This window comes from Haloarcula sp. NS06 (genome assembly GCF_051122755.1).
GTDB lineage: Archaea > Halobacteriota > Halobacteria > Halobacteriales > Haloarculaceae > Haloarcula.
The window spans coordinates 157,098-183,073 of sequence record NZ_CP184845.1 but is presented as its reverse complement, the minus strand read 5'-3'; the positions used below and the strand labels follow the sequence as shown (position 1 = coordinate 183,073).

General features: G+C 57.1%; 19 protein-coding genes and 2 pseudogenes. 13 read left to right on the top strand and 8 right to left on the bottom strand.

Annotated elements, in window-relative coordinates:
* The first annotated feature begins 17 nt into the window (after window positions 1-17).
* Complete coding sequence (locus ACODNH_RS20685; RefSeq protein WP_434531724.1) at window positions 18-902, top strand: 3-hydroxyacyl-CoA dehydrogenase family protein; 885 nt, start codon at window positions 18-20, stop codon at window positions 900-902.
* Entirely contained in the window at window positions 899-1,711 is an 813-nt protein-coding gene (locus ACODNH_RS20680) for an enoyl-CoA hydratase/isomerase family protein (protein ID WP_434531723.1), read from the top strand. The genes ACODNH_RS20685 and ACODNH_RS20680 overlap by 4 nt, the downstream gene beginning before the upstream one ends.
* A gap of 105 nt (window positions 1,712-1,816) precedes the next feature.
* On the opposite strand, the gene ACODNH_RS20675 is transcribed toward ACODNH_RS20680, so the two are convergent.
* The gene (locus ACODNH_RS20675; protein WP_306711623.1) at window positions 1,817-2,587 is read right to left on the bottom strand and encodes an IclR family transcriptional regulator; all 771 of its coding nucleotides are present in this window, start codon (window positions 2,585-2,587) and stop codon (window positions 1,817-1,819) included.
* Window positions 2,588-2,699: 112 nt separating this feature from the next.
* On the opposite strand from ACODNH_RS20675, the gene ACODNH_RS20670 reads away from it, so the two are divergent.
* Window positions 2,700-3,026: an EthD domain-containing protein gene (locus tag ACODNH_RS20670; protein ID WP_004966576.1), complete on the top strand. Its 327-nt coding sequence runs from the start codon at window positions 2,700-2,702 to the stop codon at window positions 3,024-3,026.
* Between the two features lie 57 nt (window positions 3,027-3,083).
* On the opposite strand, the gene ACODNH_RS20665 is transcribed toward ACODNH_RS20670, so the two are convergent.
* Entirely contained in the window at window positions 3,084-3,554 is a 471-nt protein-coding gene (locus ACODNH_RS20665; RefSeq protein WP_434531722.1) for a VOC family protein, read from the bottom strand.
* A gap of 214 nt (window positions 3,555-3,768) precedes the next feature.
* On the opposite strand from ACODNH_RS20665, the gene paaK reads away from it, so the two are divergent.
* From paaK to ACODNH_RS20635, 6 genes are all read left to right on the top strand, one after another.
* The gene (gene paaK / locus ACODNH_RS20660) at window positions 3,769-5,055 is read left to right on the top strand and encodes a phenylacetate--CoA ligase PaaK (RefSeq protein ID WP_434531721.1); all 1,287 of its coding nucleotides are present in this window, start codon (window positions 3,769-3,771) and stop codon (window positions 5,053-5,055) included.
* Window positions 5,056-5,265: 210 nt separating this feature from the next.
* The gene (locus ACODNH_RS20655) at window positions 5,266-8,139 is read left to right on the top strand and encodes a penicillin acylase family protein (RefSeq protein ID WP_434531720.1); all 2,874 of its coding nucleotides are present in this window, start codon (window positions 5,266-5,268) and stop codon (window positions 8,137-8,139) included.
* 105 nt (window positions 8,140-8,244) lie between these two features.
* Window positions 8,245-9,492, top strand: a complete 1,248-nt coding sequence (locus ACODNH_RS20650) for an ABC transporter substrate-binding protein (protein ID WP_434531719.1) — start codon at window positions 8,245-8,247, stop codon at window positions 9,490-9,492.
* Between the two features lie 8 nt (window positions 9,493-9,500).
* On the top strand, window positions 9,501-11,525 hold the full coding sequence (locus ACODNH_RS20645; protein ID WP_434531718.1) for an ABC transporter permease: 2,025 nt from the start codon (window positions 9,501-9,503) through the stop codon (window positions 11,523-11,525).
* Entirely contained in the window at window positions 11,518-12,282 is a 765-nt protein-coding gene (locus ACODNH_RS20640; RefSeq protein ID WP_434531717.1) for an ABC transporter ATP-binding protein, read from the top strand. Before ACODNH_RS20645 ends, ACODNH_RS20640 begins: the two co-directional genes overlap by 8 nt.
* Entirely contained in the window at window positions 12,279-13,001 is a 723-nt protein-coding gene (locus tag ACODNH_RS20635) for an ABC transporter ATP-binding protein (RefSeq protein WP_306711607.1), read from the top strand. Before ACODNH_RS20640 ends, ACODNH_RS20635 begins: the two co-directional genes overlap by 4 nt.
* Before the next feature lie 259 nt (window positions 13,002-13,260).
* On the opposite strand, the gene ACODNH_RS20630 is transcribed toward ACODNH_RS20635, so the two are convergent.
* Window positions 13,261-14,013 (bottom strand): IclR family transcriptional regulator, encoded by a 753-nt coding sequence (locus ACODNH_RS20630; protein ID WP_434531716.1) that lies wholly within the window; start codon window positions 14,011-14,013, stop codon window positions 13,261-13,263.
* 1,074 nt (window positions 14,014-15,087) lie between these two features.
* Window positions 15,088-16,219: pseudogene (locus tag ACODNH_RS20625) on the bottom strand (ABC transporter ATP-binding protein).
* A gap of 131 nt (window positions 16,220-16,350) precedes the next feature.
* On the opposite strand from ACODNH_RS20625, the gene ACODNH_RS20620 reads away from it, so the two are divergent.
* Together ACODNH_RS20620 and ACODNH_RS20615 are read left to right on the top strand one after the other, a co-directional pair.
* Window positions 16,351-17,568 carry an aminotransferase class V-fold PLP-dependent enzyme gene (locus ACODNH_RS20620; protein WP_434531715.1) on the top strand — a complete coding sequence of 406 codons (1,218 nt, stop codon included), beginning with the start codon at window positions 16,351-16,353 and terminating at the stop codon, window positions 17,566-17,568.
* A 103-nt stretch (window positions 17,569-17,671) separates the two neighbouring features.
* Window positions 17,672-18,316 (top strand): PIG-L deacetylase family protein, encoded by a 645-nt coding sequence (locus ACODNH_RS20615; protein WP_434531747.1) that lies wholly within the window; start codon window positions 17,672-17,674, stop codon window positions 18,314-18,316.
* A 39-nt stretch (window positions 18,317-18,355) separates the two neighbouring features.
* Here the strand turns inward: ACODNH_RS20615 and nagZ are convergent.
* From nagZ to ACODNH_RS20595, 4 genes and pseudogenes are all read right to left on the bottom strand, one after another.
* Window positions 18,356-19,924 (bottom strand): annotated as a pseudogene (nagZ, locus tag ACODNH_RS20610) (beta-N-acetylhexosaminidase).
* Between the two features lie 75 nt (window positions 19,925-19,999).
* Window positions 20,000-20,917, bottom strand: a complete 918-nt coding sequence (locus ACODNH_RS20605) for a carbohydrate ABC transporter permease (RefSeq protein WP_434531714.1) — start codon at window positions 20,915-20,917, stop codon at window positions 20,000-20,002.
* Between the two features lies 1 nt (window position 20,918).
* A complete protein-coding gene (locus tag ACODNH_RS20600; RefSeq protein ID WP_373567987.1) occupies window positions 20,919-21,779 on the bottom strand; it encodes a carbohydrate ABC transporter permease in 861 nt (286 codons plus the stop codon).
* A gap of 250 nt (window positions 21,780-22,029) precedes the next feature.
* A complete protein-coding gene (locus ACODNH_RS20595) occupies window positions 22,030-23,397 on the bottom strand; it encodes an ABC transporter substrate-binding protein (RefSeq protein WP_434531713.1) in 1,368 nt (455 codons plus the stop codon).
* 246 nt (window positions 23,398-23,643) lie between these two features.
* Between ACODNH_RS20595 and ACODNH_RS20590 the strand changes: the two genes are divergently transcribed.
* Both ACODNH_RS20590 and dgoD read left to right on the top strand, forming a co-directional pair.
* A complete protein-coding gene (locus tag ACODNH_RS20590; protein WP_434531712.1) occupies window positions 23,644-24,651 on the top strand; it encodes an SIS domain-containing protein in 1,008 nt (335 codons plus the stop codon).
* Window positions 24,652-24,819: 168 nt separating this feature from the next.
* Window positions 24,820-25,968 carry a galactonate dehydratase gene (dgoD, locus tag ACODNH_RS20585; protein WP_434531711.1) on the top strand — a complete coding sequence of 383 codons (1,149 nt, stop codon included), beginning with the start codon at window positions 24,820-24,822 and terminating at the stop codon, window positions 25,966-25,968.
* Window positions 25,969-25,976: the final 8 nt, after the last annotated feature.

Sequence of the window (25,976 nt, the reverse complement as noted above, 5' to 3'; positions counted from 1 at the left end):
TACTGTGCTGAGAAATGATGCACGTAGCTATCCCAGGCGCCGGTACCATGGGCCACGGTATCGCTCAGGTGTCGGCAATGGCTGGCCACGACGTCTCTCTCCGAGATATCGAGGCGGATATCGTCGATGACGGTTTGGCTGCCATCGAGTCGAATCTGGAAGAGGGTATTGCTCGGGAGAAAGTGTCAGAATCAACGGCCGAGGCAACGTTAGACCGCCTCACTGGAACAACGTCGCTGGAGGAAGCTGTGGCCGGGGCAGACCTTGTCGTGGAAGCAGTCCCCGAAGACATGGAGATCAAACACGAGACGCTCACTGCAGTCGAATCCCATGTCGACCCGGCGACGGTTATCGCGTCAAACACCTCATCGCTGTCACTGACTGAGATTGCGAGCGTCCTCGACTCTCCTGAACGAGCCATCGGCCTCCACTTCTTCAATCCGGTACACATCATGGCACTCGTCGAGATCGTCGTCGCGGAGCAGACGAGTGCCGAGACGGTTGCACGTGCCCGAGAGTTCGTTGATGGGATCGACAAAACACCGGTAGAGGTGGCCGATGCACCAGGCTTTGCCTCCTCCCGCCTTGGCGTCTCGCTGGGCGTCGAAGCGATGCGGATGGTGCAGGAGGGTGTTGCAACACCGCAGGACATCGATACTGCGATGGAACTCGGCTACAATCACCCGATGGGACCTATCGAACTCGGTGACGTCGTCGGTCTCGACGTCCGACTCGACATCCTCGAATACCTTCGTGAGGAACTCGGTGAACGGTTCCGCCCGCCACAGATCCTGAAACGGAAGGTCCGAGCCGGAAAGCTCGGCAAGAAATCCGGCGAGGGATTCTACGTCTGGGAGGACGGAGACATCGTCGGCACCAGCGGCGACTGGGGGGACGCATGACGGACCTCGTTGCCGCCGCGGCGGACTGTGAAACGGTTTCGGTGAGTGTCGGGGACCGCGTGGAGAACGTCGCCACCGTCGAATTACACCGCCCGGAGGCCCGAAACGCGCTCAACGCCCAGTTGCGGTCAGAGTTCAAACAGGTCTTCGATGCAATCCCGGACAGCGACGTTCGCGCCATCGTGTTGACTGGTGCGGCAGACACAGGCGCATTCGTTGCGGGTGCGGACGTGACGGAACTCCGCGAGCGGGATATGCTAGAGCAACGGGAGGCGAGTAAGCGACCACGGGTCTACGAATACGTCGACGAGTGCCCGATGCCGGTCATCGCCCGTATCAACGGGCACGCCCTCGGCGGCGGCTGTGAGCTGATTCAGGCGGCTGATATCCGGATCGCGCATACCGATGCGAAGTTCGGCCAGCCGGAAATCAACCTCGGAATCATGCCCGGTGGTGGCGGAACACAGCGACTGCCGCGTCTGGTCGGTGAGGGCCACGCAATGCGGCTTATCCTCACTGGCGAACTCATCGACGCGACGGAGGCCGCCGATATCGGCCTCGTTGACGAGGTCCACGATGACGATTCCTTCGATGAGCGGGTATACGACATCGCGTCGTCGATTGCAGAAAAAAGCCCAGCGGCGCTCGAACTCGCGAAGAAATCAGTCCGTGCCAGCTCCCGAATGGACCTCGAAGCCGGCATCGAGTACGAAGCTGAACTGTTCGCACAACTGTTCGCAACTGGTGACAAGGACGAAGGGATCGACGCGTTCCTCGAAGACAGAGAGCCGGAGTGGGCCAGCGAGTGACCTCACCTCGTCCCCAGAACGGGGGACCCCGTTCGGGCGCAGCCACACTCGGGGAAGTACAACTCGAAAACTGCCCGTTGCTCCGCTAGAACTGCGCTGGCGGCCTCATGGGTGGGCCATATTGATGCCGATCTCGTTGACAACACCCAGTAACAGCGTCGGTAGTTCGTCTCGGAGAATGGAGCCCTCAAGACGGCTCGCCGGACCGGAAACACTGATCGCCCCGATGGCAATGTCGTTTTCGTCTGTTATCGGCGCTCCGACCGCATGCAGACCCTCCACAGACTCCTCAAAGTTGAACGCGTATCCGCGGTCGCGTATCGTCTCGATTTCCTCCCAGAGTTCGTCTCTTTCGGTGATTGTCTGTGGCGTCTGGCCGGGCAAGCCGTGCCTGTCGATGGTCTCTGTGATCTGGCTATCGGGAAGGTGTGCCAATATTGCCTTCCCCGCGGCGTGCTGGTGGAGATAGTTCCGATGGCCAACCCGGGCGTACGTCTGCACCGAGTGTTTGCCCTGAGCGCCGTAGATGTGGACGCTCCGGCCGTGTTCTTCAACGGCACACCAGATTTTTTCCTCGGTTTCCTCCGCGAGTTCGTCGACCCGTGGCTTCGCCTCGTCGTAGAGCCGGTATTTGTTCCGTGCCACTTCGCCATAGTCCAGAAAGCGAATACCGAGCTGATACTCGTTGTCGTCCTCGATGAGGAGACTGTTTGCTGCGAGCGTCTTCAGGTATCTGTGTGTCGTACTCTTCGCACAGTCGAGGTGGTCTGTCATTTCTGACACCGTGGCCGTGTCGTTTTCCTTGAGATACTCCATGATCTCGATTGCTCTCTCGATCGTTCCGACCGGCCTGTTGACAGCGGGCGGGATTGCCATACGTACACACATGACTAATCGGCTTACAAGTGTTTTGTTCGAGTAGCTTGAATCTGTGGCGGCCCTGTCAGACCGGTAGGTAAAAATCAACCCGTGACAATATGGTGCACGTATGACAAAAATCGTTGATTTGCTCGTCCGGAGAGACGGTTACACGCATGAGGAGTTCGCTGACCGATGGCAAGGCGACCACTCGGAGCTAGCGAAGGATCTGCCGGGACTGCAACGCTACGTGACATCCGTACCAACGGACCCGGAGCGCGCAGCCTACGACGGTGTGCTTGAGCTATATTTCGAGGACATGGACGCACTCAGCGACGCGTTCGATTCAGACCTTGCCGAGACGGTCCAGGCCGACGCAGCTGAGTTTATCGATCTGGAGGCCGGCCCCCGGCTTATCGTCGAGGAAACGGTCCAGCTCGACGAAAGAGACGACTGATAACGATCCGCCTGTTTCCCGATCGACGCGTTTTCGGAGAGCGAACTGCGGCAGATCTCAGCCGTCAAGCCGGCTTCCATCGACGTAGAGCTTCCCAGTAGGTGGCCGATCAGCATCGTAGCTGTCGTGATACTCGAACAGTTGAAAGAGTGCCCCAGTCGGGTTCGATGGTGGCACAAACGCCTCGGTCCAGTCCTGATACTCGCGGTATTCGACGACGCTGTAGCCGTTGCGCTCCAGTACCGCTTTCACTGCGTCGACAGCAGCCACTTCGAGCGTGACGTGGTGTAGGCCCGGACCGTGGTTGTCGAGATACGACGTGAGGAACGTGTCCGATGCCTCCGGTGCGATGAGTTCTAGCCGTGACGCGTCCCGATTGAAGTCGTACTGCGCCCAGCGAAACCGCCCCTCGACAGACTCCTCAATGAGTTTCCGACAGCCGAGTGCGAACAGGAACGGTTCAGCGTCGCCGATGTCCTCGACAGCGATTCCGATGTGATCGACGCGGATCGGCGTCTCCTGAGACATGGCGAGGACTGCGGCAGGCTCCCAATTATATGCTTGGGTCGGGAGTACGGGCCGTTAGTACGGCTTCACCCGTGGCCGCCCTCGAAGTGGCGGAAAGCGCTACTGAACTGTGAGCTAGCCTTCAGCCGTCCTGTTTTGTGCAGTCACCGTATCAACAGTCATCTGCGCTGGTGGTCCCCGAACTTTTTCGGGGTGCTGGTCGAAACGGCTGCGTATGTACCACAGTAACGAGTGTCTCGACCGCGCCGAGCTTGGGAGCGTGCAGAGTGAGCGGCTTCAGTCAATCGTGAACTACGCATACGAGAACGTACCGTTCTACCGAGATCGATTCGATGCCGTGGGGATTTCCCCGACAGATATTGACGGGATTGCCGACATCAGTTCACTACCGATGACAACCAAGGAGGACTTCGAAGACCAATATCCAGACGGACTCTTCGCCGTTGACGACGACGAGGTCAGCCGTTTTCACGCCTCTTCCGGCACGACCGGGAAGCCCAAGATCGTCTCCTACACTGATGCTGATCTGGAGTTGTGGGGCAAGACGATGGCGCGGTCGCTGTCGGCTGCTGGTGTGGGACCTGACGATACGATTCAGAACGCCTACGGCTATGGCTTGTTCACCGGTGGGATGGGCTTTCATGAAGGCGCTGAAGAACTCGGAGCAACCGTCGTCCCGACCAGCAGTGGCGGCACGCAGCGGCAGGTCGAACTCGCCACTGACCTCGACAGCGACGTACTCGGCTGTACTCCGTCATACGCACTGTACCTCGCCGAAACGGCCGAGGAAATGGGATATGACCCGCAGGCCCTCCCGATTTCAGTTGTCACCTACGGCGCTGAGACGTGTACTGAGCCGATGCGAACGGAAATCAAGACCGCACTGGACGCCACCGGGATCAACAATTACGGGCTCTCAGAGATTATCGGCCCCGGTGTTGCTGCAGAATGTCACGAAGCGCAGGACGGACTCCACATCTGGGAAGACCACTTCTACCCGGAGGTTATCGACCCACACACGAAAGAGCCACTCGAAGAGGGCAAAGAGGGAGAACTCGTTCTCACAACGCTTACCAAGCAGGCACAGCCGGTGATACGATACCGAACGGGTGATCTGACGACGCTAAATTACGACGAGTGTGCGTGCGGGCGGACGATGGTACGGATGGACAACGTCACTGGTCGGACCGACGACCTTCTGATTGTCCGCGGTGTGAACCTCTATCCCAGTGAAATCGAACACGCTGTGCTTGACATCGACGGCGTCGCGCCATACTACCGGATCGACCTCTATGAGAAGGACAATCTCGACGTCATGGAACTCACTGTTGAGCGAGCCGAAGCGTCTAGCAAAGACCACAGCGAACTCCGTGACGACGTTCTGTCTCGCCTGCAATCCGTGCTTTCGTTCACTCCAGACCAGCTTGATCTCGTCGACCCCGGGACTGTTGAGCGAACCGAAGTCGGCAAGATACAGCGCGTATACGACCATCGCAACTGAGTGGCAGTTGCCGACAGCTGTCGTCTCGGTCACCCATTGCTACGGTATTTTGACACAGTCATTGGGAGAATAGCAGCCGCTGGGCGACTTGGTCCAGCGCGCCACTGGGTCGTGAAGCGGAAATCGATACCAGAACTGGAGAGCCGTGCCGTCGGTGTGGGCAGAAATGTCCCCAAATATTTATTAAATATCCAGACTGTCAACTACGGGATGCCAGCAGAGCACCAGCAATCGTGGCAGCACCTCTCGCGACGAACGCTTCTGAAGACAGGCGCGGCGGTTACCGGCATGACCGGTATCGGAGCCGTCGAGACGGAGTTGGCGTACGCACAGGAAGACGATGCCACGGTCACGATACGACGAGACGACTACGGCGTCCCACACATCTACGCCCGCGACGCTGACAGCCGCGCGCCGGTGTTCTACGGGTTCGGATACGCGACCGCGGCAGACCGGCTCTATCAGCTAGAACTGTACCGGCGGTACTATCACGGGACTGTCGCGGCGGTTCTCGGTTCAGGTGACGGGGACACTGACTGGGTCCAGTTCGATATGGAGGCGCGGCGTAACACCGCCGGCGAGCCGTCACTCGCCGAGCAGGCCGCTGAACAGTTGACGGCGGATCAGCGAGCGGTCCTGCAGGCGTTTACAGACGGTATCAACCGGTACATTACCGAAGTTCGTGACCGCGAGGAACTGGAATTCCATCAGGCATTTCAGGAGCACGGGTTCGAGCCTGAGGAGTTTACCACGACGGACGCCGCTGGGATGTTCGTCGCCAGTATGGCGTATTTCAGTGGCTTCCAGCTGGAGACGCTCGGTGCGACTGTTCTCGACGCACTCACGCAGGAAACCGGTAGCGAACAGCGTGCGATGGCGCTATTCGAGGACTTGCAGTGGGGCGACGACCCCGGCTGCCCGACCTCGACGGTCCAGTCATCGGATACCTACTCCCCTCCCTACACTGACGTGGGCGCAGGGCCAACACCCAACGTGGCTGGGGGCGAGCAGACAGACAGGGTAACGCGCGGGGCCAGCGGTCCGTCTGTGACACCGAGCAACTTGGTAACTGGCGGGGACTACACACCGCCAACTGACGCCGAAGGGATGCATGAAGGGGAGATAGAGCGGATGCGAACGCTCGCGTCCGGACTCGACAGCCTTGGCCTCCCGATCAAGTACGGCAGCAACGCTCTTGCTGTCCAGGGTGATATCACGGCCAGTGGCGATGCGCTACTGATGGGCGGACCGCAGATGGGGTTCAACACACCCTCGATAATGTACGAGGCGAGCCTGCATGGCCCGGACTTCGATGTCGCCGGTGTCACTGTTACGGGATACCCGTTCATCATGTTCGGCCACAATCGTAACGGGGCAATGACATCGACTGCTGGAATCGACAACTGCATCCAGATGTTCACGGAGTCGATCACGACCAACTCGTCCGGTCCGGACACGTACACCTTCCAGGGCGAGGAGTACGAGGTTGAGACGGCCGAGCAGACAATCACTGTCGCCGATGGCGAGGACGTGACGTACACTGAACGGTTCACACGCCACGGCGTTGTGACCCAGTGGGACCCCGACAACGGGGAAGCACTGGCACAGACGAAGTCATACGCCGGTCGGCACATGAACTGCTGGCGGGCCTTCTACGAGTGTCAGTTCGCAACGGATGCCGAGGAGTTCCGGGAGTCAGCAAAACGCTGTGACTACGCACTGAACTTCATGTGGGCCGACAAGGACGGTGACATCGCCTATGTGCATCTGGGTCGGTACCCGGATAGCGAAGCAGTCGACTGGGATACTCGGTTGCCAGCCGATGGAACACAATACGAACTCACATCGTCGGACTACCTTCGCGCGGCAGACGGTGATGTGCCCTATGCGATCAACCCCGACCCGGGATACTCAGCACAGTGGAACAACAAACCCGCGCCTGCGTGGAACAACGGCGATCTGAGCTATTCGTGGTCGACCGACCACCGCGTACAGCGGATCATCAATCTGGTCGAACAGCGGTTAGCACAGGAGGAGACAGTCGAATACGACTTCTTGAAGACTGTTATCTACGATATCTCCTTTACCGACCTGCGCTCGATTCGGTACAGAGACCACCTGCTTGATGCGCTTGCGGACGCAGACCTCTCCGATACCGAACAGCAAGCGCGCGACGAACTGGCCTCGTGGGACCACTTTGCACAGGCTGACGGCGAAGACAACGAAGGACGCCACTCTGCCGGATACACCATCTGGGACGCGACGTTCCCGTACATTCTGGAGGAGGTTTTCAGCGAGACGTTCGGGAGCGCCTACGGCCCGGCATCGTACTTCCTCGGCTACGACTACGGTCGCGGCACCCTGATGCGGGTCCTCAATCCGGCGGAGACAGCACTGGCGACGCAGGCCGAGTATGCCGATGGAGATGTCACGAACGCGCTGGTCAGCGCGTTCCAAACTGCCGTGAACGAACTCGACGAGCAATACGACGGTGACCCGGCAAGCTGGCGGCGTGAGGCGGCCCTGCACGAGTTCGATAACCTCGCGCTGTTCGGGATGCCTATCGGCGTCACGTCCGCTGGAAACACGGCGCTGATGAACCGCGGGACTGAGAACCACATCGTCCGGCTCAGCGACGACCCGAAGGCAGAGAACATCCTTCCGCCCGGAAACGACGGCTATGTCGCTCCAGACGGCACTACTGGCGAGCATTACGATGACCAGCTGGCGATGTTCGAGAATTTCGAGTACAAACAGCTGTTGTTCGCCGATGCAGATATTGAGTCCGCTACAGCCGAGACTCGAGCGCTGTCGATGCCAGCAAATCCAGCAGGCGCCGCTATCGGTGACACGCCGACGAGTGACGGCACTGAGACAGACGAGAGTACTGTGGCGAGCGGCGCGACAACGACCGAAGAAACAGCGAGCGCGGACACAGCGACGGAAGCGAACACCGGGACTGAGGCCAGTGGGCCCGGCTTCACGACACTGACTGGAGTGACCGCAGTACTCGGGACTGCGCTGGCGTGGCTGTACAGGCAGGACGACAACACTAGCTCAGATCACGCGGTGGTGGGAGCGTAAGCGAGAGGACGCAATAGCGCCCTACTGAACGCAGCGAACAGCGTGAGACGCGCCGATAGGGGGCAAGGCTTTAATACGATTTGCTTAACAATAGATAATGAACCTATGTCGAGCGAAGGTACCTCACCAGACAGTACTGTGGGAATCGACCGGTCACGGAGACAGTTCATCGCCGCTGCCGGGGCGGTCGGCGCGCTTGGCCTCGCTGGCTGTCAAGGCGGGTCAACAGGCGGCGAGGAGGCAGTAACTGTTGCGAGCCTGAACCCAATGACCGGCCCGTACAGCTCTCTCGGACCGGGCCAGCGCACTGGGGCTGAACTCGCTGTGACGGAGATAAACAACAACGACGACTACGACTTCGAGTTCGAGTTGGTGACGGGCGACACAGAAACCGAAGCTGGGGCCGCACAGTCAGAGGCTCAGCGTGTTGTTCAGGAGGATGGAGCAGAGTTCGTGTTCGGTGCGATTTCCAGTTCGGTTGCGCTTGGGCTGAATGACTTTGCCGCTCAGTCTGAGCATATCTACTTCCCCGGCGGTGCAGCGGTTCCGATCACCGGGTCTGCCTGCAACGAATGGGTGTTCCGTTTTGAGACGAATACTGCACAGATTGCCGAGGCGATATCGGCATACTCGGTCAACAATCTGGGGACCAATGTCTGGTTCCACTACGCGGACTACGCGTACGGCGACTCGGTGTACAACCGCACGAGCAGGCGCATGGAGAATGCCAGCGACGACTACACCGAGGTCGGAACATCAACGTCGGAGCTGGGTGCAAGCAACTACGGCTCGTTCATCACGCAGATCAGCAATTCCGAGGCTGACGTGGTCATGCTGGGGATGACCGGCGGTGATCTGGTGAATTTCACCAACCAGGCCGCAGACCAGGGCCTCACCGACCAGGTCGCTGTTGTCGGTCCGACCCAGACGTTCCAAAGCGTCCGTGCCGGGACCGGGTCGAACAGCGTTGGTACATTCGGTGGCGCTCGGTACGACCCCTCGATCGAAATGGGAGACAATCAGGCGTTCGTTGAGGCCTACTCCAGCGAGAACGACAGGGACCCCGGCAACTTCGCACGCGTCGGCTACGACTCGATTCGGCTGATGGCCAAGGGAATGCACGAGGCCGGGAGCACCGAACCGGGGGATGTCCGGGACGCCCTCGAAGGTGGCACGTTCACGACAGTACTTGGGGACATTACGCTTCGGGAGAGCGACCATCAGGCCACGAATCCAACGTGGATGGCTGAACTCGTCGAAGGCGATGGTGACTCAGCGGATGTCGAACTCTTAGAGCAGGTCCCGGGTTCGGAGACGCTGCCACCAGCCAGTGACCTCGGCTGTGAGATGTAGGTAGTACAATGGTTGCTGCCGATTTCATTGAACAACTGCTGAATGGCCTCACCTTGGGGATGGTTTATGTCCTGTTAGCCGCCGGACTGTCAGTCATCTTCGGCGTGATGGACGTGATCAACTTCTCCCATGGCGAACTGTTCGCACTCGGTGCGTATTTCTCTCTGAGCATCATTGCGCCGTTCGGTGCAGGGACTGGGTTCTGGATCGCGATAGTGGTTGCACCGGTTGTCGTCGGTCTCATCGGTGCCGCTATCGAACGAACGACTGTCCGGCCGCTGTATGGCCGCGACCCGCTGTATCATATTCTCCTGACGTTCGGACTTGTGCTCGTCATCAATGACGCGATCCGCCTTATTTGGGGGACACAGCAACGGCAGCTAGCTGTCCCGGAGTATCTGAGCCAACCAGTGTCTATACTGGGCGTCCAAGTGTCTGTGTATAATTATTTCATGATCGTCTTTGCAGCGTTACTCGCGGTAGTGGTGTGGTACCTGCTGAACCGGACAAAGTACGGGATGATCATCCGTGCCGGGTCGCAGGACCGCGAGATGGTTCGGAACGTCGGCATTGACATTGACCAGTACTACACGCTGGTCTTTGGCGTCGGTGCAGCGCTCGCTGCCGTCGCTGGGATTGTCCTTGGCGGCTACCAGAACGTGAACACTGGGATGGGGAACAGCGTCATTATTCCGGCATTCGTTGTCGTCGTCCTCGGTGGACTCGGTAGCTTCAGAGGGGCCGTCTTCGGTGGGTTGCTGGTCGGTGTCGTCCAGACACTGATGCGGGCCTACAGTGGGACTGTCTTGGCCACGTTCGGTGATACGACGCTAAGCGTCCCCAATCTCGAAGGCTTGACTGTGTACTTGCTAATGATTGCGGTGTTGCTCGTGAAACCGCAGGGATTGTTCGGAACGCGGGGTGAAGAGTCAGAAGGCGAGGGCGAGATTCTCGTCGGCGGGTACGGCGGGATACTGGCAGACAGCACACGGGTACGGCTCGGCGGCATCGCCGTTGTCGCGCTTGCACTTGCCCCAGTCGTGATTCTGTTCATGGGCGATCAGTACTACCTTGTCGTGCTTAATGAGATCCTCATCTGGGCCATCTTCGCACTGAGTCTGGATATCGTGATGGGATACGCTGGGCTGGTCCCGCTCGGCCACACGATGTTCTACGGCGTCGGCGCATACACTGCTGCGCTCGTCATGTTGCACTACTCACAGTCTGTTTTTGTCGTGTTACTCGGGGCTATTCTCATCTGTGCCGTTCTGGCCTGGATCGTCGGAAGCCTCTCGATTCGGGTTTCCGGCGTGTACTTCGCGATGATTACGCTGGCGTTTGCGGAGTTGCTCTACAGCGCTGTGTTCAAGTTCGACTTCACTGGCGGGAGCGACGGCCTGCTCGGCTTCGAGGCGTTCCTCGGACTCGGTAGTATCGGGGCGTCGCTCTCGAACATCGAGTTCGGGGTTCTCGGGTACGAAGTCGGACAGCAGTTCGTGTTCTACTATCTCGCCCTGTTCATTGCCGTGCTGTCGCTCCTGTTCGCTCGGCGCATGATGAACGCGCCGTTTGGCAGCGTCCTGCAGTCGATCCGGGAAAGCGAAGAGCGAGCGGAGTTCATCGGGTACGACGTCAACAGATACAAACGTCGAGCGTTTGTCATCAGCGGCGGCATGGCCGGACTGGCCGGCGGCCTCCTTGCCGTCAGTCCGTCGACTGTCATCATCTCACCGGACCAGACACTCAACTGGATCCACTCAGGCGAGGTCATTGTCATTGCGCTGTTCGGTGGGATGGGAACACTGTACGGTCCCATGATCGGCTCCGGTGTCTTCTTCGGTGCCGAGGAATTCCTCTCGTCGTACACCGACCAGTGGCGGCTTATTATCGGGACGATGTTTATCCTGTTCGTGCTGTTCGTTCCACGCGGTATCGTATCGATTCCGTCCCTCGTCGCACAGCGACTGGAGACGGCCAACAACGCGGATGGTACTGTAGATATGGATGAACCGGAGGTGAGAAGCGATGACTGAGACTGTACTCGAAACGGACGGACTGACGAAGCGGTTCGGCAAGCTCACCGCCGTTGACGACGTTTCACTGTCGGTTGCGGATGGTGAGTTCAGGAGCGTTATCGGGCCAAACGGGGCCGGGAAGACAACGACGTTTAATCTCATCACTGGCGCACTATCGCCGTCAGAAGGCGTCGTGCGGTTCAAAGGGGAGGATATTACTAACGTCGCACCACACGGACGGGTCGGCCGGGGACTGGGACGGTCGTTCCAGATTACGAATGTGTTCGGCGGCCTCACCGTCCGAGAAAACGTCCGTCTGGCAGCCCAGTCCGTCCACAGTGCCGAGATCAACCCCGGCGAGGCACTGTTCCGTGACAAGAACGGCTTCGACGCGATTGCGGAGGAAACTGCAACGGTGTTGGAGCAGATCGGCCTTCGAGATCGGGCTGATGAGCACGCAGAGGCTCTTGCGTACGGCGACCAGCGCCGACTCGAGCTGGGTCTCGTACTGGCGACAGACCCCGATCTTGTCATGCTTGATGAACCAACCGCCGGCATGAGTAGCGAGGAAACACAGGCCACAATGAATCTTATCGACGACGTCCTCTCAGACCGGTCGCTGATGCTCATTGAACACGATATCGACCTTGTGATGCGTGTCTCGGACCGGATTACCGTCCTTACTCGCGGCGAGGAACTCGCAAGCGGGACACCCGAAGAGATCGCAAAGAACGAGGATGTCCGCGATGCGTACCTCGGTGGTGTTCGAGAATGACTGACCCGCTACTCTCTCTCGAAGATGTCCGGGCCGGGTACGGGATGACTGAGGTACTGCAGGGCGTCTCGATGGATGTCGAACGTGGAAGCGTTGTGTCGCTGGTCGGGCGCAACGGGGTCGGCAAGACAACGACGCTCCGGTCGATTGTAGGCAATATTACCCCGAATGGAGGGTCAATAACGTTCAACGGCGAGGACATCACGACACGCAACTCCGAGACGACGATCCGGCGCGGTATCGGGTTCGTTCCTGAAGAGCGCCGGATCTTCCCCGAACTGACCGTTCGAGAGAACATCAGAATGGGTGAGATTGGCGCCGAGTCACCTGACGGGCCATCAGTCGACGATGTACTGGATATGTTCGAGAACCTCGCAGAGCGGGAACACAGAGATGGGTCAGTCCTTTCGGGTGGCGAACAGCAAATGCTCGCGGTCGGTCGTGCCCTGACTGCTGACCCGGATCTGTTGTTGCTTGACGAACCGACCGAAGGGCTTGCTCCCTATGTCGTCCGGCAGATAGAGGACCTCATCCTCGAATTGAACGAGCAAGGTATCACAGTGCTGGTCGTCGAGCAGAACATCCCGGTTGCACTCGAGGTCTCGGAGTATACGTACATTCTGGAAAAAGGCAAAATCGTCCACGAGGGAACTGCGGCGGAGATCCAGGACGACAAGGACGTACTCGACAGACACCTCGGCGTCGGTGTCACTGACTAATCTAGGCGACAATCAGCAGATATCGATCCAATCTCTGGTCATTAGCTCACATGGCGTAGGGGCCCGCCTGACACAAGACCAACCACCCATTGTTCGAGTTCCATGCACGAGCGGGAGTGGTTAAATAACTGTGAACACATCACACGGATCGTTCTATTCTCTTGAATGGGGGAGACTGTTGTGTCAGCGCCTTGCTGGGCGGGGAACAAACGGCCTCACGGAGAGACAGCCCAAATCAGTAGTGTTCGAGTCAGTAGAACTATTGATAGGAGAGATTCACCTGTAGCTCGCCGGAGATTCCACGGATGAGGTCGGTCAGTTCGTTCTCGATGCGTTCCGAGTCTAGCCTGTTCGCCGGCCCCGAGACACTGATAGCACCGTACGTGTTGCCGGCGTTGTCTACCAGCGGTGCACCGACACCGGCTACGCCTTCGAGGAACTGGTCAATGCCGTAGGCAACCCCGCGGTCCTGAATCTCGTCAAGTTCCGCTTCGAGTTCCTGCCGATTTCGACCGTCTGGAAGGGGGTAGTCGTAGCCGTCAACGATTGATTCTCGCCGGTGTTTCGGCAATACTGAGAGAATTGCCATTCCACCAGCCAGCCTGTACAGTTCGGTGTACTGGCCGATTTGTGAGTTTGTCTGAATCGCCCGACTGCCGAGTGATTTCGCCAGGAAGACTGCCTTGCCGTTCTCTTCGACGATCCACCACGCTTTTTCATCAGTTTCGTCGGCTATCTCGTTCAGTTTTGGAGCGACTTCTTGGTACATTTCCTGTCGCTCGCGGACTTTCATCCCAATATCCAGAAATCGTAAGCCCAGCCGATAGGCCTTGTTCTGGTCCTGTACGACGTAGCCTCGACTCTTGAGAGTTGAGAGATGAACGTGGACCGTGCTCTTGGGCATCCCCACCCGCTCTGCCAGTTCAGTGACGCCGAGTGCCTGCTCCGTTTTCAGTGCTTCAATAATATCGAGCACTCTTTCGGCGGACTCTATAGGATCCTGTCCTGTCATACACGCATATTTGGCTAAGTGGTTATAAAATTATTCAACCAAATTGAACTCTGTGTCCAAGGACTGTTCTGCCCGGTGTATTCTCAGTGGCGTCGCGGTGACTGTACTGTGACACGGTCTCTTCGCCTCGCCGATCCACTCCACTCCCTGAATTTCCGTTCTTTCGGTCCATATGCTTGGTAGCCACTGAAAAACGGAGGCGGGCAATCGTATATCGATGTCTAGTTCGACTGGTGTAGATATCGCACACTGGTACCCTTACTGCTCAATATTGCGTTCAATCTGATTGAATCTGATCTCAGTATACGAAATGCAGTGAAACCCTGGGAAAGATATCAGCGGCAACCGGGACAAATCTTGCCACCGTATCCCAATCCGCTCCGACTGGTCCTGTTCGTACTCCGCTCTCTCGCTGTACAACCGTCACTCCTCCATGTAGCAGTTTGATACTGGGTGTTACTACACTCCACCACTATAACCCGAAATTGGCGAGCCTCAGTGCGAGAACCGATACTACTAATAGACGTACACCTGTTATTTAGTGGTCGGCCCTCCGGAGGTTGCGAGCTACGGGTCCACAGTGCAACCATCAGGATATACTGTGGACTGTTCACTGCTGTTGAATCTCAGTCAGGGATGTGTCTGCCTCCCTGTTACTCTTGAGTGTTTGGTGAGAGATGTAGCCCGGCCGGATAATGTATGTACATCTGTTATCTGTCCGCTCTAAAGATGTCGCATTACGAAACAAAGCAGTGGTACTATCCTGATGCTCCGCAACTATAGCAGTTCATCTAGCGAGTGATTCCGCCTTGCTAGCTACTTCTAGTGGCTATCCGAATAATTTCATATTACGAAACAAACTCTCACACTCGCTTGTGGGGAGAGAATATTGAATACTAAGCAAGTACTTCTCGGATCATATCGTCAGCCAGCCCTGCGCTCAGTGTGCCGGCAATATGGGCCTGGCAGTGCTCGGTTTCCTTCGGTGGCCGACTGGGTATTCTCCCGGTCGTCACTACCACTGGCTGTCCTTCTCTCAAGTCACGTACTCTCGGGCGTTACCGGACAAGAAAATCAGGCGGCAACCGGACTCTCTTCGTCGATCTCCGTTTCACTGTTTTTGATTGCGGTGCCAGAGTCCGCATCAAAGAGATGGATGGCATCCTCTGGGAACTTCAATCCGACTCTGACCCCATTCCCGAGGTTTGTCCCATCCTCGACGGTGACCGTATACTGCTGCCCGTCAATAGTTACGTACACGTGAAATAGATCCCCAAGTGGCTCAACAACGTCGACGGTCGCGGTGACTGTCTGCTCCGGTCCCGTCGCGGTGCTGAGTTGAATATCCTCAGGTCGGACACCGAGAATGACTTTATCGTGCCCGTCAAGTTGGGCGGCGGTTTCGGCAGATAGCGCATAGGTAAACTCCTGATGTACCTAGTGATCCGTCCTCAACAGCGGCAGGAATGAAGTTCATCGACGGCGACCCGATAAATCCGGCGACAAACCGATTGGCTGGACGGTGATAACACTCCAGTGGCGTTCCAACCTGCTGTAATACGCCGTCGTCCAGAATAGCGATACGGTCGCCCATCGTCATTGCCTCCGTCTGATCGTGGGTGACATAGATGGTCGTAACATCGAGTTCGTTCTGGAGGCTCTTTAGTTCGGTCCGCATTTTCGTCCGGAGTTTGGCATCCAGATTGCTCAGCGGTTCGTCCATCAAGAACACTGCCGGGTCCCGGACAATTGCTCTTCCGAGCGCCACTCGCTGTTGTTGGCCGCCAGAGAGTTCCTTTGGCGGATCATCAAGCAGGTCCTCAATGCCCATCATCTCGGCTGTCTCGGTTACACGCTGTTCAATCGTCTCTGTATCCAGATCTGTCGTCATCTTCAACCCAAACGACATATTCTCCTTTGCGGTCATATGTGGATAGAGCGCGTAGTTCTGAAAGACCATCGCGATGTCGCGGTCACGGGGCTCGGTGCCGATAACGGATTCATCTCCGATCAAAATATCGCCCTCAGTTACCGTCTCAAGCCCGGCAACCATCCGCAAGGTTGTCGATTTTCCACAGCCGGATGGGCCGACCAGTACCAGAAATTCGCCGTCGTTCAGCGACATATCCACCGTATCGACAGCGACAACCTCATCGCTTCCGTCGGAGAACGTCTTGACAAGGTTATCGAGCGCTAACTGTGCCATGCGATATCTGTTATTGCTTCACAGAGATATATAATAGTTTGTGTTCTTCGATTATAGATGGGAACCTTTCATATACCTGGAGAAGGTTTGAGTTCGTATACAGGATTAGCGGTAGTGAAAAGAGCACAACTATGGTTCCATTCACAACAGAGTCAGAGTCAGTGTATCGTCAGTTAGGCGTCACGCCGGTCATCAATGCAGCGGGAACGAAAACGCGGATCGGTGGCAGCCTCATTCGGGAAGAAGCCGCGGACGCCATGCGCGCTGCTGCCGACGAATTCGTTCAGTTGAGTGATCTAGAAGCAAAGGCGTCCGAACAGATCGCTGAAATCGCTGGGGCGGAAGCCGGATACGTTTCGCCGGGCGCTGAAGCCGGTCTGTTGTTGGCCGCAGCTGCCGCGATCGCGGGGGACGACCCGAAGACTATGTCGGAGTTACCCCATCCGACAGACGCACCAAACGACATCGTGATGCCCCGGACTCACCGGACTGGATATGACCATGCATTGCGGGCGGCGGGCGCAAACATCGTCGATGTCGGGACAAACGATTACCACCTTGGAACCGGCGCAACAAACGTTGAACCTTGGGAAATCGAAAGCGCCATCGACGAAAACACTGCTGGGGTTGCGTACGTCCAGAAAACGTACACACAGCCCGAACTTTCTACTGTCTCGGAGATTGCACATCGACACGATGTGCCTGTGATTGTCGACGCTGCCGCCGAGGTTCCGCCCATTGAAAACCTCTCCCGTTTCGTCGAACAGGGAGCAGACATGGTGGTGTTCAGTGGTGGTAAAGGAATCCGTGGCCCGCAAACGACGGGTCTTATCGCCGGCAAACGTCGGTATATCCGCTCAATCGCGGCCCAGCATCAAGATATGCACGTCGACCGTCGAGTCTGGAACCCACCCAGTTCGCTTATCGATACGGAACGATTCGATGGTGTCCCCAGACAGGGTATCGGACGGTCGCTCAAGGTCGGGAAAGAGGAACTTGTCGGCCTCATTCGCGCGCTAGGACGATTCATCGAAGAGGATCAGGAAGCGCTTGTTGCCGAGTGGGAGAATCTCGCCCAGAGCATGGCAGGCCAGCTTGAGTCGGCGGGCGTGGCGACCACAGTTGTCGCTGGCGGTGAGCAGAGTGTGGCACCTCACGTCATTGTCGACATTCCCAGCTCCCAATCCACCTCCTCGGCAGCGACGCTGGTCTCAGAGCTTCAGCGGGAGGACCCCCGCGTGTATGTCGGTGAGGATCGTATCGACGAGGGGGAGATTGTTCTCAACCCAATGTGCCTTGATGAAGACGGTGCTGCGTACGTCGTTGACCGCCTGCTCACGCATCTGTGACAAAGAAAAGTATAAATAATAACTGACAATATCATAGCACAGCATGAATGTCCTCGTAGTAGTTGCCCACCCAGACGACGCAGATGTCTTCTGTGGCGGTACGATAGCAAAGCACGCTGAACGTGGTGATGAGGTTAGTATCGTACATATGACCCGGGGCGAATACGGCGGGCTACAAACGGACTCACAGGAAGCGGTCGGGCGAGTGCGTGAACAGGAGGCCCGCGGCTCGGGAGCCGTGTTAGGCGCGTCAGAAGTCGCTTTTCTCGATTTCAAGGACGGGCGAATCACTTACTCCCTAGAGCACCGTGTCGAGATAGTGGATGTAATCCGGGAGTATGAGCCGGACATCATCCTCACGCATTACAAAGACGATATGCATCCAGATCATCGGGCGACTTCACGGTTAGTTACGGACGCGTACTACATGGCGTCGCTGCCACTCGTTGAGACGGATTTCGAACCCTGCGATCCCGACAACATCTACTACTTCGGCAAGCCGACATCGGAGTTTACTCCATCCATGTTCATCGATATCGATGGGTATCTGGAACAAAAGGTCACAGCAATTGAGAAACACGAGTCACAGGTGGAGTTCCTCGTTGAGCACGGCGGCATCGATGCTGAGTTCGATAACCTCATTGATGGACTTCGCGCCGAGAATCTCGTGTTTGGCAAACAGGCTGGTGCCCGCAGTGCGGAGGGGTTCGTCCCGCTCCACGAGTCTGCACAGGAATTCCTCGGATAGCGCCGTGGGCGCTTGACAAGCGCCGTGTTTGAAGATCCCTCACTCGGGAATCGTGACCGGCAGCGTCCCTGTTGGTTTGACTGCCCCTGCCAGTGTTTTCGCCGCTGCCTGAATCGCACCCGGCGAGTAGTCGTATGTCGTCAAAAACGTCGCCGCGTCTGGACAGACAGCGAGGTCGTACGGGTTCCGAACGGCAAGGACAGCCACTTGGTCATGACGGGCAACGAGCGTCTGGAGTGTCTCTGCCTGTGCCTCGTTGGACAGGGCATCGTAACTGACGGCCACAATCTGCTCGCTTGCTGGCGTTATATCGACGGTCTCACCGCCAGCCATGGTACGTGTCGTAATTTCGAATCCGACCTCTCTGAGCGCAGCACCGACCACTTCTGGGTCGTATCGGTCGTCCTCGGCGGGCGACCCCCGCGTCCCGGTAAAGCTGACCACGTGCAGGTGACGTGACGTATCGAACGGCAGTGTCTCGTTGTCGTCCCTGACGAGTGTTATCCCACAGTTTGCGATTTCAGTTGCAAGCTGTTTCGACTCAGTCGCACAGCGATCCCACTCCGGCGCTTCGGCAGTCTCAGATTGACCCAGCCGTTGCTCTTTATAATGCTGGATGCGATGCAGCGACCGGTCGATTCGCTCCTCGGTAAGCCGTCCCGTCCGGACGGCAGTAAGAACGGCCTCAATCGCTGCGCGCTGTTGCTCAAGCGTGTGTGAAATAGTGACGATATCACAGCCGGCCTCTATTGCACGGACAGCCCCTTCGGCGGTGCCGACGCCTTCAGCAATCGCATCCATCTCGAGACAGTCCGTGACGAGTAACCCATCAAACCCGAACTGTTCTCGAAGAAGTGCTGTCTGGACTGCCGAAGATATCGTCGCTGGCAGTTCCGCATCGCCTGTTATCGCCGGAAAGGCGACGTGCGTGGTCATAATCGCGTCGATGCCGCCCTGTATCGCAGCTTCGAACGGGGAACTCAACGCGCTCCAGTCGGGGCCGCTCGTGGGCAACCACCGGCAGATCGAGATGAGAGTCGACTGCCGTGTCGCCATGACCGGGGAAATGTTTCCCGCAGGCAGCGACATCCACGGACTGGAGTCCCTGAGCCATGGCTGCGCCCAGTGCGCCCACACGCTCGGGGTCTTCTCCGAAGGACCTGACACCGATTACGGGATTCTCTGGGTTGTTATTGACATCGAGGACTGGCGCGAGATTCAGATTGATCCCGAGACTCCGCAGCTCCCGTCCGACGGTCACACCTGCTTTTCGAGCCATCGCGTCGTCATCACAGGCCCCGATGAGCATCTGACTCGGCAGCTGCGTGCCCCAATTAAGACGTGAGACGACACCCCCTCCTGATCGGTAGCGACGAACAGTGGGAGGCCAGCGCCGACCGCTGTAGCTTCTGACTGCAACTCCGCTGAAAGCGCTGCCACCTGCGATGGAGATGCGATATTTCTGGTGAAGTAAATAACGTTTCCGAGGTTGTACTCACGAATCAGTTCCCGCACCCCATCAGTCGGTTCAGAGCCATCGAAGCCAGCCATGAACAACTGGCCGACCTTCTGTTCCAATGGCATACTCGCTACTGTCTGCGTCGACATATAACAACATCCGAGGTGCTGGGGATATAAAACTACGTTTGCGATCACAAACCGCAACAAAACGGGACCCGAAGATTACTGCTTGACACTCCCGGAAGTTAGCCCGGAAACGATCTGGCGCTGGAACACGACGAAGATTGCGAGCAGTGGCACAGCGGCGAGGGTCGAGGCAGCCATCATCTGGCCCCACATCGTCTGATCCTGCTGCTGGAAGTTCTGGATCCCAATCGAAAACGGCGTCACGTTGTCAGTCGCCAGAACTGATGCGAACAGCACCTCATTGAATGCGAGCAGGAACACGAACATCCCAGTCGCGGCCAGGCCCGGTGCTGCAAGCGGCATCACGACGCGGAACAGGGCCTGTGTCCGCGTACAGCCATCGATTCGCGCGGCTTCCTCCAGTGCGGTCGGAATCGTATCGAAGTACCCACGAAGCATCCAGATGGTGAACGGGACGGTAAACGTCGTATAAAGGAATATCATCCCATGGTACGTGTCTTTCATCGGAATGTTCGCGGACTGGTCCATGACGATGAACAACAGAAACATCGGGATGAGGATGAGTACGCCAGGGATCATCTGCGTTGCGAGTGCCCCCATCTCGAACTTCTCCTTGCCGGGGAACTCGTATCGCGACAACGAGTAGGCGGCTAGTCCACCGATAAGCAACGAGAGGACGGTGGTCACACTCGAAATGATTAGGCTGTTAACGTAGTAGTCAACAAGCGGGAACCGCTGGAACATCAGGAAGTAGTTCTGGACATAGGGGTCCGCTGGGATTATATCGAGCCCGAGCTGCAACACTTCATCGCGGGTTTTGAACGATGTCGTGAACATCATCCAGACGGGGAATATCGCGAATATGAGAATGAGGATGAGCACGGACCGCCAGAGCAGTTGGTATACGAGCTCTTTCCCATCCGCAGTTAGCCGCATTTCGTCGGGCAACGTCGTACTTTCTGACCCAACCGCAGCGATGAGTGAACTGAGCATCTCAGATAGCACCTCCGTCGTAGCTAGAGGCCACAACGCGCTTGTAATAGACGTATGCAATGGTCATCGAGAACAGGAACAACATCGCGCTGAGTGCGGACCCGATTCCGTACGCACTCTGTTTGAAGCCAAAGGAGTAAATGAGCAACATTAGGACGTTCCCCGATTCGCTGGGTGACCCACCCAGCAAAATATACGGGACGGGGAAATTGATGAAGGTCCAGAGGATCAATAGCAGTAGAATGACGGCAGAGACGGGTTTCAACTGTGGCAGCGTGACGTACCGCAGTTTCCCCCATCTGCCGGCCCCATCGATCTCGGCAGCCTCGTACAACTGCTCAGGAATCGACTGCAATCCAGCGTACAACATGATTGCCGCATACGGGAAGTTCCGCCAGACGTTTGCGATGATTATCGCATACAGCGAGTTTGGACCCAGAAGCCAGAACAGGGAGCCCTCGATGAGTCCAGCCTGACGGAGTAACGCGTTGATGACTCCAGTATCGCTCCGGAACATCATCCGCCAGGTAAGCAGCGTGACGACAACCGGCGTCACATACGGAATCAGAATCACGGTTCTCGCGACAAGCTTGCCCCGGAACTGCTTATCGAGGGTGAGCGCGGTGACGAGCCCGAGACCGTACGTCCCTATCACCGACCCGACCGTATACAGAATGGTGACTTTGAGCGAGTTCCAGAACTGTGCGCCATAGATCGTATCTTTCTGGAACACCTTCGCGAAGTGGTCAAGCCCGACAAACGTCTCAGGGCGGAACCAGTCGGTGTATCTGAGCGACGGGAACTCATAGAAGCTCATAACGAACCCGAGAATGACCGGAATCCCGTGGACGAGAAGCATCATCGCCAGGGCCGGAGCAATGAGCTTGAGTCCGAACCGCTGGCTTGCAGGTAACGAGCTAACGTACGGGATATGGACTGCTGGGAGTCGACGTCTGACGCGCTGGTACGCGGACAAGAGCATACACAATCGATTATTATGCTATGTATTTAACCGTTCTGCACGACACTTGGGTACTACCGAACCGAGAAAGTGCACGTAGATATGCAACTGGACAAGCGGCGTAACGCACTGAAATGATCGTTTGCGGGGCTCAGCCCTGTAGCGCGTTCTCCGCCTGCATCGCAGCCTGCTGGAGTGCGGCCTCGGTATCGCCTTCGGACCAGGAGTTGGTTGCTGCCTTCGTGAGCACTTTCGTGACAGACCCTTTGATTGCTCCGGAGACATCACCCCATCCCACAACTTGTGGCGCTGTCTTGGCATTTGTACTGTTCAGCACGTCTTCACTGAAAGATTGATACAGCTCACCCTGGAAGGCTTCTTGCTCGAAGCTACTCTTGATAGTCGGCAGGAAGCCAGACCCCTTCGCGAGCTCTGCGTTGACCGCTGGCTGCATCAGATATTCGATGAACGTCGCGGCTGCGCCCTTCTTCTTCGTCCAGGGATGGATACCCATGAGATTCACTCCGAAGAAGGTCGACGACTCTCCCCGGGGACCAGCTGGTGGCTTGCCGACGCCGAGTTCGGCGTCAATATCGTTTGCAACTCTGAGCCCCTGCCACGTAGAGGCTATCCGCTTGCTGCTAAACGCGTTATTCCGTGCAACGCCGTTCCACTCGACTGACGCTTGTGGAGACGCCTTGTGCGTCGTCGACAGGTCCTTGTAGAAATTCAGCGCCTCCACCGCCGCATCACTGTCAAATGTCGGCTTGGACCCGTCAATCACGCTCCCACCGTTTTGCCAGATGAGCATCATATAGTACTGGACAACGGCCCAGTTGTTCGCACCAGGAATGCCAAACAGGTATCTCGTGTTGTAGCCCTCCTGCTCCCACTTTTCGGCCTGTTTATTGTATTTCGTCGCATCGTTCGCGAGTTCGTCCCAGGTCGATGGCGAGCCATCAATACCAGCTTCCTCGAACAGCGATTTATAATAAATATGCCCACGAGGTCCCCAGAACCAGGGGAATCCAGCCCGGACACCATCGAACTCGCCTATCTGAAGCGGGGACTCGTAGATATTGTCTGTCGGCATCGAGACGCCGGCCTCGCCGAGGTCCATCCAGCCGTCAGAATTGACCTGTTGTGGCATCCACGTCGATGCGATTTCTTCGACATCTGGACCGGTCCGGGTGGAAATACTGTTGTTTTGCTTCTTCCGAGCGACGCCCCAGCCCATCGTTTCGAAATCCACCTTGATCCCGTGTTCTTTCTTCAGTATCGGATTGTGTTTCTCGTAGAACGTCTCAATGTGGTCATTGACGAAGTGACGGACTGTGAGGGTGGTTATACTGTTCGACTGGTCCCCGGTGCTCGCGCCAGAATCGCCATCCCCACCATCTCCGGGAGTACTCTCTGAACTGTCACTGCCGCCACAGCCTGCGAGTAGCGTGACCGTTGCCGCGCCGGCGCTTTTGATGAAGCGACGTCGCTTGCCACTCCGCAAACTACTGTCTGACATATGGTATCACCAACGAACCAGCTAGTATATATAATTAATTGTTTGGGATGTTTTCGTCGGTAGTGTTGTCCAAGTTCCACCTGAGATACCTATCGTATGGTTTTATGTCCCACTGTGATCAACTCATAATCTAAGCGATCGCAGCGAAGCTCAACTCAGACAGAGAGCTGCCGGCTGACCAGAGCGCCTCTGTCGGCGCTGTCAGTAACACAACTGACCACGGTGGCTCCCCATGAACACCCAAATATGACCACACACGCAGTCTACAACGAGATCCGAACCGGTATCGACCGACTGAATGATTTCGAGATGAGTACGCATGACCTTTCCCAGCCACGCAAGCGTATTGCACACGCTGACAGAGTCCACTTCATCGGCTGTGGGTCTTCCTACTGGACAGGAGTGATCGGCCAGTATGCGTCGTTCCAGCGCGGTATCGACGCAACAGCGTACGCTGCGTCGGAATATCTGTTTACCGGCCCACCGATTACTGATCGAACGGTTGTCGTCGCCTACTCTCAGTCCGGTGAGACATCTGAAACTGTTACAGCCGCTCGACGGGCAAAGGAGCGGGGTGCGGTCGTTATCGGTATTACAAACAGCGACGATTCGTCACTCGGGTCAGTAGCAGACGAGGTCCTCGTCACGCCGGCGGGGACCGAGAAGGCAGTCCTTGCTACCAAAACAGTGGATGCCGCGGTGATGCTGACGCTTTCGTTGCTCGAAAGCAGATACAGTGAGCGCACACCGAGCGAGTTGCAACGCACGTGCCGGAACGTGATTACTCAGAATCTCCAGGCAGCCGTATCCGTCCTTGCGGAGGCCGAGACGCTCTACACGCTCGGCCGGGGGATCGAATATGGACTTGCGGGCGAGGCTGCGACGAAGTTCGGTGAGGGCGCACTGTTGCACACGACACCACTCCCGACACCCGAAATCAGCCACGGTCCCATCGCAAACGCCGCCGGTGAGCCCGCACTCATCATTGCTACCCAAGAATCGAAGTCATCATTGACCAGCGAGGTCGTTTCGAAGCTACGCGACGCCAGCGTGACCACAATTGTCCTGCGGCGGCCGACGAATGAGTACGGTGGCGACATCGCAATCGAACTCCCCGCTCAATCACCAGACCACCCCATCGTCCCGTTGAAAATCTTGCAATCGCTCACGTATAAGACGGCCGTGAAAAAGGGATACAATCCAGATGACCCACCAGAACTCTCGAAACATGTTGAGTGGAGTGCACTGGGATAGCGAGTCAGACCGGCAACCCAGGCGAATGACGCATCTCGATTGTCGATGAGAGGCCTGCGGTGACGGACATCAGGATACACAGGCGGACCACGATTTGATCGACGCAATAGCTGAAGTATGCCGGTTGTAGCATGAAGGTTAATCACAGTCCCGCTGCGAGACAGTAGTATGCAAATCACCGGATACGAACTGTTCGAAATCCCACCCCGCTGGGTTTTCTTGAAGCTAGAAACCAGCACCGGGCTTCTGGGCTGGGGTGAGCCTGTTATCGAGGGCAGAGCGAAAACAGTTCGGGCGGCAGTCGAGGAGATGCTGGACCAGTACCTCATCGGCAAGGATCCGTTTCGAATTGAGGACCACTGGCAAGCGCTGTATCGGGGCGGGTTCTATCGCGGCGGGCCGATCCTGATGTCCGCCATTGCTGGTATCAATCAGGCACTCTGGGACATCAAGGGGAAACATTTCGGTGCACCTGTGTATGAACTGCTGGGTGGGAAAAGCCGCGATAAGGTTAGAGTGTATAAATGGATCGGCGGCGACAGGCCGGAGGATGTCGCTACGGAAGCGACGCGGTTAGCTGAGGCTGGCTACACCGCGCTCAAAATGGATGCGACAAACCAGACTCGATTCATCGAAACAAGAGCGTCGCTCGATGAGATCACAGAACGAATTCAGCACGTTCGAACAGCGGTGGACGACCGAGTAGATATTGGGATCGATTTCAGAGGCCGAGTATCAAAATCGATGGCCAAGACCCTTGCTAACCGCCTCGAATCCGTCGAGCCGATGTTCATTGAAGAGCCAGTGCTTCCCGAAAATATCGAACACCTTCCGAACATCGCAGCCCAGACCCACGCACCTATCGCAGCAGGTGAGCGACTGTACTCGAGATGGGATTACAAAGACCTCCTGAAAACGGGAGCGATTGACGTGATTCAGCCCGATGTCTCGCACGCAGGCGGCATCTCGGAGATGGTTAAACTGGCAAACATGGCGGAATCACACGATGTCGCCATTGCACCGAACTGCCCGCTCGGGCCAATTGCGCTGGCTGCGTCGATCCAGGTCGATACGGTCGTTCCGAATCTGCTAGTACAAGATCAGGGGTTCGACGTTCACTCTGAGACGACCAGTCCCGCACACGACCTGCTGAATTCGAACCCGTTTGCGTTCGATGATGGCTACCTGAAGACGTTGGACGGCCCGGGACTGGGTATCGATGTAGCACTAGACGTAGTTCGGGAGAAGGCAGAAGCTGACCTCGACTGGCATAATCCAATATGGCGGCACGAGGATGGCAGCGTCGCCGACTGGTAACGACCGTT